The organism is Kitasatospora sp. NPDC001225 (genome assembly GCF_053597855.1).
Map to the genome: position 1 here is coordinate 1 of NZ_JBSFJC010000250.1, position 5759 is coordinate 5759.

Annotated in this window: 7 protein-coding genes; 5 read left to right on the plus strand and 2 right to left on the minus strand. The window is 76.2% G+C overall.

The genetic code is table 11. From position 1 onward, the window contains the following. Positions 1–113: 113 nt before the first annotated feature. Positions 114–1238, minus strand: coding sequence for a M56 family metallopeptidase (locus tag ACWDCZ_RS38340; RefSeq protein WP_449818361.1), 1125 nt, complete (start codon positions 1236–1238; stop codon positions 114–116). After that, positions 1235–1639, minus strand: coding sequence for a BlaI/MecI/CopY family transcriptional regulator (locus ACWDCZ_RS38345; RefSeq protein ID WP_049654255.1), 405 nt, complete (start codon positions 1637–1639; stop codon positions 1235–1237). Before ACWDCZ_RS38345 ends, ACWDCZ_RS38340 begins: the two co-directional genes overlap by 4 nt. A 114-nt stretch (positions 1640–1753) precedes the next feature. Between ACWDCZ_RS38345 and ACWDCZ_RS38350 the strand changes: the two genes are divergently transcribed. From ACWDCZ_RS38350 to ACWDCZ_RS38370, 5 genes are all read left to right on the plus strand, one after another. Then, entirely contained in the window at positions 1754–2422 is a 669-nt protein-coding gene (locus tag ACWDCZ_RS38350) for a DedA family protein (protein WP_049654256.1), read from the plus strand. Continuing rightward, positions 2419–3090, plus strand: a complete 672-nt coding sequence (locus ACWDCZ_RS38355; RefSeq protein ID WP_449818362.1) for a phosphatase PAP2 family protein — start codon at positions 2419–2421, stop codon at positions 3088–3090. The genes ACWDCZ_RS38350 and ACWDCZ_RS38355 overlap by 4 nt, the downstream gene beginning before the upstream one ends. A 147-nt stretch (positions 3091–3237) precedes the next feature. After that, positions 3238–3753, plus strand: coding sequence for a pyridoxamine 5'-phosphate oxidase family protein (locus tag ACWDCZ_RS38360; protein WP_049654261.1), 516 nt, complete (start codon positions 3238–3240; stop codon positions 3751–3753). 115 nt (positions 3754–3868) lie between these two features. Further along, positions 3869–4990 (plus strand): TIGR03364 family FAD-dependent oxidoreductase, encoded by a 1122-nt coding sequence (locus ACWDCZ_RS38365; protein ID WP_449818363.1) that lies wholly within the window; start codon positions 3869–3871, stop codon positions 4988–4990. 11 nt (positions 4991–5001) lie between these two features. After that, on the plus strand, positions 5002–5721 hold the full coding sequence (locus tag ACWDCZ_RS38370) for a phosphonatase-like hydrolase (protein ID WP_304414270.1): 720 nt from the start codon (positions 5002–5004) through the stop codon (positions 5719–5721). The last annotated feature ends 38 nt before the right edge of the window (positions 5722–5759 follow it).

Sequence of the window (5759 nt, forward strand, 5' to 3'; positions counted from 1 at the left end):
GGGGGGGGGGGGGGGGGGGGGGGGGGGGGGGGGGGGGCAAAGGCGCCACCGGGGGCGACCGGCCCCGCGCCCCCGGGCCCCCACCCGCCGTACCGCCTGACGGCCGGACGGGGTCAGCGCTGCGCGCCGGAGCCCTGCTGGGCCGCCTCCACGGTGTGGTGCAGGTCGGCGCCGGCCTCCAGGGCGGCGCCGGTGCTCAGCGCCAGGCAGGCGGCCAGGGCCACGGCGGCGGCCCGCAGCCAGGTGCCGGGGGCGGTGGCCGGGCGGGGCTGGAGCAGTGCGGCGACCCGGCGCGGGACCGGGCCGGAGTGGGCGGCGGCGACCAGCCGGGGGCGGGCCGGCCAGGGGGAGCGGCTCGCGGCCAGGGCGGCCCGGCCGACCGCGCGGGCGGTGACGGCGCGGTCGCCGACCCGGGCGGCGGCCACCTCGTCGGCCCAGCGCTCCAGGTGGTAGCCGAGGGGTGCGCGCAGCGGGCGGAGTGCCGGGTGGACGTCGGCGGCGTGCTCGGCGAGGGCGAGGAAGAGGTGGTGGCGGGCGGTCAGGTGGGCCCGTTCGTGGGCGAGCAGGGCGGAGCGCTCGGGGCCGCTGAGGGCGCGCAGCATGCCGGAGGTGACCACGATCCGGCCGGGCTCGCCCGGTCGGCCGGGGCGGCCCAGGCGGCCGGGCAGGGCGAAGGCGTCGGCGCACTCGTCGTCGAGGACGGTGAGCGGGTGGTCGGCGGGCCGCAGCAGGGCGGCGGGCCGGAGGAGCGCGGCCGGCCATGCCGGGGGGCGTGACCGGCGCACGGAGGCGCGCGGGGGGCGCGTGTCCGGATGCTGGGCGGGGGAAGGTCCACGGTCCGGACGGGGGCCGTCGGAGGGCTCCGCGCGGTGCGCGTCGGCCGGGAGCGCGGCCCGGGCGGCGCGCAGCTCCCGCAGCCGTCGGCGGGCGGTGCGCACCGCGAGGGCGCCGAGCGCGAGGAGGGCCAGGGCGGCCAGCGCGGCCGGGAACGGCGCGTCGGGCGCGGCCGCGGTGAGCCAGGGCAGCGAGAGGTGGCCGAGGGCGGCGACCGGCGGGAGCTGGAGCAGTCCGGCGGCGGCCAGCAGGCCGAGCGAGCAGAGGGTGCCGCCGGCCAGGACGGCGGCGCTGCCGGCCAGCATCCAGGCGGCGGCCCGCGGCGGCAGCGCATCGGCGAGGCGGCGGGCCAGCGGGGCGGCCAGGAAGGGCAGCAGCAGGGGGACCCAGACGGCGAGCATCATCGGCCCGCCGTTCCCGGTGTCTGAGCCCCGGGGTTGCCGTCGCCGAGGAGGTCGCGCAGCAGCTGCTCGTCCTCGGCGGAGAGGTCGGAGACGAAGCGGGCCAGCACGGTGGAGCGGTCGGTCTCACGGCCGAGCTCGGTGTGCATCCGGCGGGCGGCGAGCCCGGCGGTGTCCTGGACGGTCGGGGTGTAGGCGTAGGCGCGGCCGGCCCGGGTGCGCTCGACCGTCCCCTTGTCGAACAGCCGGGCCAGGATCGTCGCGATGGTGGTGCGGGCGAGGTCCCCGCCGAGCGCGGCCTGGACGTCCTGCGGCGTCATCGGCTGCCGGGCGGACCAGAGGGCGGCCAGCACCTCGGCCTCCAGCTCCCCGGCGGGCCGGCGGGCGGACGGTACGTCGGGCATGGCGGCGCTTCCTCCAAGTATCGTCTACAGTCGTGTAGACCGTCTACGCAACTGTAGACGGTCCGGGCGGGTTCGGTGCGAACCGCCCTCCAACGTACGGGAGGTCCGTCGGCCTTGCTCCAGTTCCTCGCCGATCCGGCCGTTCACCTCGCGGTGAACCCGCTGGACGCGTCCTCACTGCTCGCCGCCTTCGGCGCGCTCGGCATCGCCGTCGTGCTGTTCGCCGAGACCGGGCTGCTGGTGGGCTTCTTCCTGCCCGGCGACTCGCTGCTGTTCACCGCGGGGCTGCTCTGCGTGCCCGGCGCCACCAAGGGCCCGCAGCTGCACCTGTGGCAGGTGCTGCCCGCCGCCCTGGTCGGCGCGCTCGTCGGCGCCCAGGTCGGCTACCTGATCGGCCGGCGCGGCGGCCGGGCGCTGCTCGGCCGGACCAGGCGCAAGAGCCTGCTGGAGGGCGTGGCGCGGGCCGAGGAGCTGCTCGCCAAGTACGGCCACGGCAAGGCGATCGTGCTCGCCCGGTTCATCCCGGTGGTCCGAACGGTGCTGAATCCGCTCTGCGGCGTGCTCGACGTGCCGGTCCGCTCGTTCACCCTGTGGCAGGTGGCCGGAGGCGTGGTCTGGACGGTCGGCGTGGTGTTCGCCGGGTACGGGCTGGGCTCGTCCATCCCCGGCATCGACCAGTACCTGCTGCCGATCATCGGTCTGGTAGTAGTTGTCTCCGTGCTCCCTATTGTTCTCGAACTGTTCCGCGCCCGTAAGGCGCGACGTCACGGAGGTGACATGTGACGACCTCCCGGGCGCTCGCCGTGTACGACGGCAGCGGAATCGACGGCGGCCTGTACACCCGGGTCAACGGCTGGGCGCAGTCGGCGCCGCACTGGCTGGACGAGCTGATCAAGGTCTGGTCGGCGCTCGGCCTCGGGCTGTTCGCGGTCTTCATGCTCTACGCCTGGTGGCGGGCGCGCGGCGCGGACTCGGCCGTGATGGCCAGGGTGCTCGCCTCGCCGGTGATCGTGGTCGTCGCCTACGGCGTCAACTCGGTGTTCAAGGGCGCGGTCGAGGAACTCCGGCCGTGCGCGCAGATCCCCGGCAGCGTCTCGCTGGAGACCTGCCCGGGCACCGGGGACTGGTCCTTCCCGAGCAACCACTCGGTGATCGCCTTCGCCGCCGCGACCGCGCTCTGGTTCGTCAACCGGCGGCTCGGCCTGGTGGCCGGCCTGTTCGCGGTGCTGATGGCCGCCTCCCGGGTCTGGGTCGGCGTGCACTACCCGCACGACGTGGCGGTGGGCGCGCTGGTCGGGCTGCTGGCCGCGGCGGCGCTGGCGCCGCTCGCCGGGCGCTGCGGTCCGCTGGTGGACCGGATGCGGGCGGGCGCGCTGCGGCCGCTGCTCGGACCGGGGCAGCCGCCGGTCGTGGCCCGCGGGTACGCGTCGTACGAGTCCCGGCAGCGCTGAGCCGGACTTCCGCCCCTGCCCCTTGTCCGGTCTCGGACGGCGGGTGGAGCATGTGAGCCGGGCGTGGAGCCTCCTTAGGGGGCGCCCGCCCGGCTCAGTCGTGCTCGGGCGCGCGGGCGCCGGGCGTGCCAGCGGAGGGAGTGCCGAATGCCGTACCGACTCGACATCACGCAGGGGGACTGGCCGGGCGACCTGCTGCACAAGGGCGTCGAGGGGCTGTTGGCCGAGGCCATGGTGCTCACCCTCGCCACCGCGGGCCACGAGCACGGCCCGCACGCCAACCTGGCCTTCTTCGCGTACGACGACGACCTTGTCCTCTACTTCGTCAGCGAGCGCTCCACCCGGCACAGCCACCACCTGGCCGAGGAGGCCCGGGCCGCCGCCACCGTCTTCCTGCCGCCGCCGGTCTTCGGCGAGCAGCTGCGCGGCCTCCAGCTGACCGGCAGCGCGAGCGAGGCCTGGGGGCGGCAGGCCGAGGCGGCGCTGGCCGCCTACCAGGGGCGCTACCCGGTCTTCGCGCGGGACGAGGAGGTCCGGCGGCAGTTCCTGACCGGGGGCGGGGCGGCGGCGCTGTACCGGTTCCAGGTGGAGGAGCTGACGGCGGTGGACGAGCCGAACTTCGGGCGGCGCAACTACCTGCGGGCCCGGGTGGTGCGGTCGTAGCCGCCGCGGCAGCCTCGGGGTGGCCGACAGGTTGTCTGTACAACTTCCCAGGTGGTTCATCTGCGGGACGGCGTCCCGACGCCCCTCGGACACCCGGGCGCACCAGCCTGGACGCATGAGAGTCATCGTCGTAGGAGCAGGCGTCCTGGGCAGCATGCACGCCTGGCAGGCCGTCGAACGCGGCCACGAGGTCGTCCACCTGGAGCGCGAGACCGAGGCGCGCGGCGCCTCGGTGCGCAACTTCGGCCTGGTCTGGGTCAGCGGCCGCGCGCAGGGCGAGGAACTGGACACCGCGCTGCGCGCCCGCGAACTGTGGGAGTCCATCGGCGCCCGCGTCCCGGACCTCGGCTTCCGGGCCAACGGATCGCTCACCGCGATCCGCACCGAGGCCGAACTCGCCGTCGCCGAACAGGCCCTGACCCTGCCGGACGCCGCCGCCCGCGGCTACCGGCTGCTCGACCCGGACGAGACCCGCGCCGCCAACCCGGCCCTGCGCGGCAAGCTGCTCGGCGCCCTGTGGTGCGGGCGCGACGCCGCCGTCGAACCCCGCACCGCCCAGCCCGCGCTGCGCGCCGCCCTGGAGGCCACCGGCCGGTACACCTTCCTGCCCGGGCGCGAGGTGCGCGAGGTGGTCGGCGAGAACGCCGTCCGCGACGACCACGGCGACGTCCACACCGGCGACCTGGTGGTCCTCTGCACCGGCGCCTGGCTCGGCGGCCTGGTCCGCGAACTCGCCCCCGCCCTGCCGGTCCGCCGGGTGCGGCTCCAGATGATGCAGACCGACCCGCTCGGCGAGACCCTCACCACCTCCGTCGCCGACGGCGACAGCTTCCGCTACTACCCCGCCTTCGCCGGCACCGCCCTGGACCGGCTGCGCGAGACCCAGCCGCAGCCGCCCGTCGCCGCCGAGCACCGGATGCAGCTGCTGATGGTCCAGCGCCGCGACGGCGGCCTGACCATCGGCGACACCCACGAGTACGACCAGCCGTTCGGCTTCGACGTCGTCGAGGACCCGTACGACCACCTGGTCGGCGTCGTCGAGGACCTGCTCGGCCGCCCGATGCCGAGGATCCGCCGCCGCTGGGCCGGGGTGTACGCGCAGTGCGTCGACACCACCCGGGTCGTCCACCGCGAGCGCGTGCGCGACGGCGTCTGGCTGGTCACCGGCCCCGGCGGCCGCGGCATGACCTGCTCGCCCGCCATCGCCGAGACCACCGCCGACCTCGCCAACCTGTAAGGAGCGCCGCTGTGAGCAACACCGCTGTGACCGATACCGCTGTGACCAATGCCGCTGTGACCGCCGACATCCGCCTGGTCGTGCTCGACATGGCCGGCACCACCGTGGCCGACGACGGCCTCGTCGAGCAGGCCTTCACCGCGGCCGCCGCGGCGCTCGGCGTCGAGGCCGGCAGCCCGGAGTTCGACCCGATGCTGGCCCACGTCCGGGCCACCATGGGCGAGTCCAAGATCTCCGTCTTCCGGCACCTGTTCGGCGCGGAGGAGAAGGCCCAGCGGGCCAACACCGCCTTCGAGGCCGCCTACCACGACCTGGTCGACGCCGGGCACTGCGCCGCCCTGCCCGGCGCCGCCGAGGCCATCGCCGAACTGCGCGGCCAGGGCCGCAAGGTGGTCCTCACCACCGGCTTCTCCCGGGCCACCCAGGACCGCATCCTGGACGCCCTCGGCTGGCGGTCCGTCGCCGACCTGACCCTCTGCCCCGCCGAGGCCGGCCGCGGCCGCCCGTACCCCGACCTCGCGCTCACCGCCCTGCTGCGCACCGGCACCGACTCGGTCCGCCAGATCGCCGTCGCCGGCGACACCGGCTACGACATGCTGACCGGCACCCGGGCCGGCGCCCCGGTCGTCGCGGGCGTCCTCACCGGCGCCCACGACGAGGCCCGGCTGCGGGCCGACGGCGCCACCCACGTCCTCGGCTCGATCGCCGAACTGCCCGCGCTGCTGGGCTGATGCGGCGTTCCGCCCCGGGCGGCGGCCCGGGGCGGAAC

Coding starts and splice junctions, on each gene's coding strand:
- ACWDCZ_RS38340 (WP_449818361.1), bottom strand. CDS start 1,238: ATGATGCTCGCCGTCTGGGTCCCCCTGCTGCTGCCCTTCCTGGCCGCC.
- ACWDCZ_RS38345 (WP_049654255.1), bottom strand. CDS start 1,639: ATGCCCGACGTACCGTCCGCCCGCCGGCCCGCCGGGGAGCTGGAGGCC.
- ACWDCZ_RS38360 (WP_049654261.1), top strand. CDS start 3,238: ATGCCGTACCGACTCGACATCACGCAGGGGGACTGGCCGGGCGACCTG.
- ACWDCZ_RS38365 (WP_449818363.1), top strand. CDS start 3,869: ATGAGAGTCATCGTCGTAGGAGCAGGCGTCCTGGGCAGCATGCACGCC.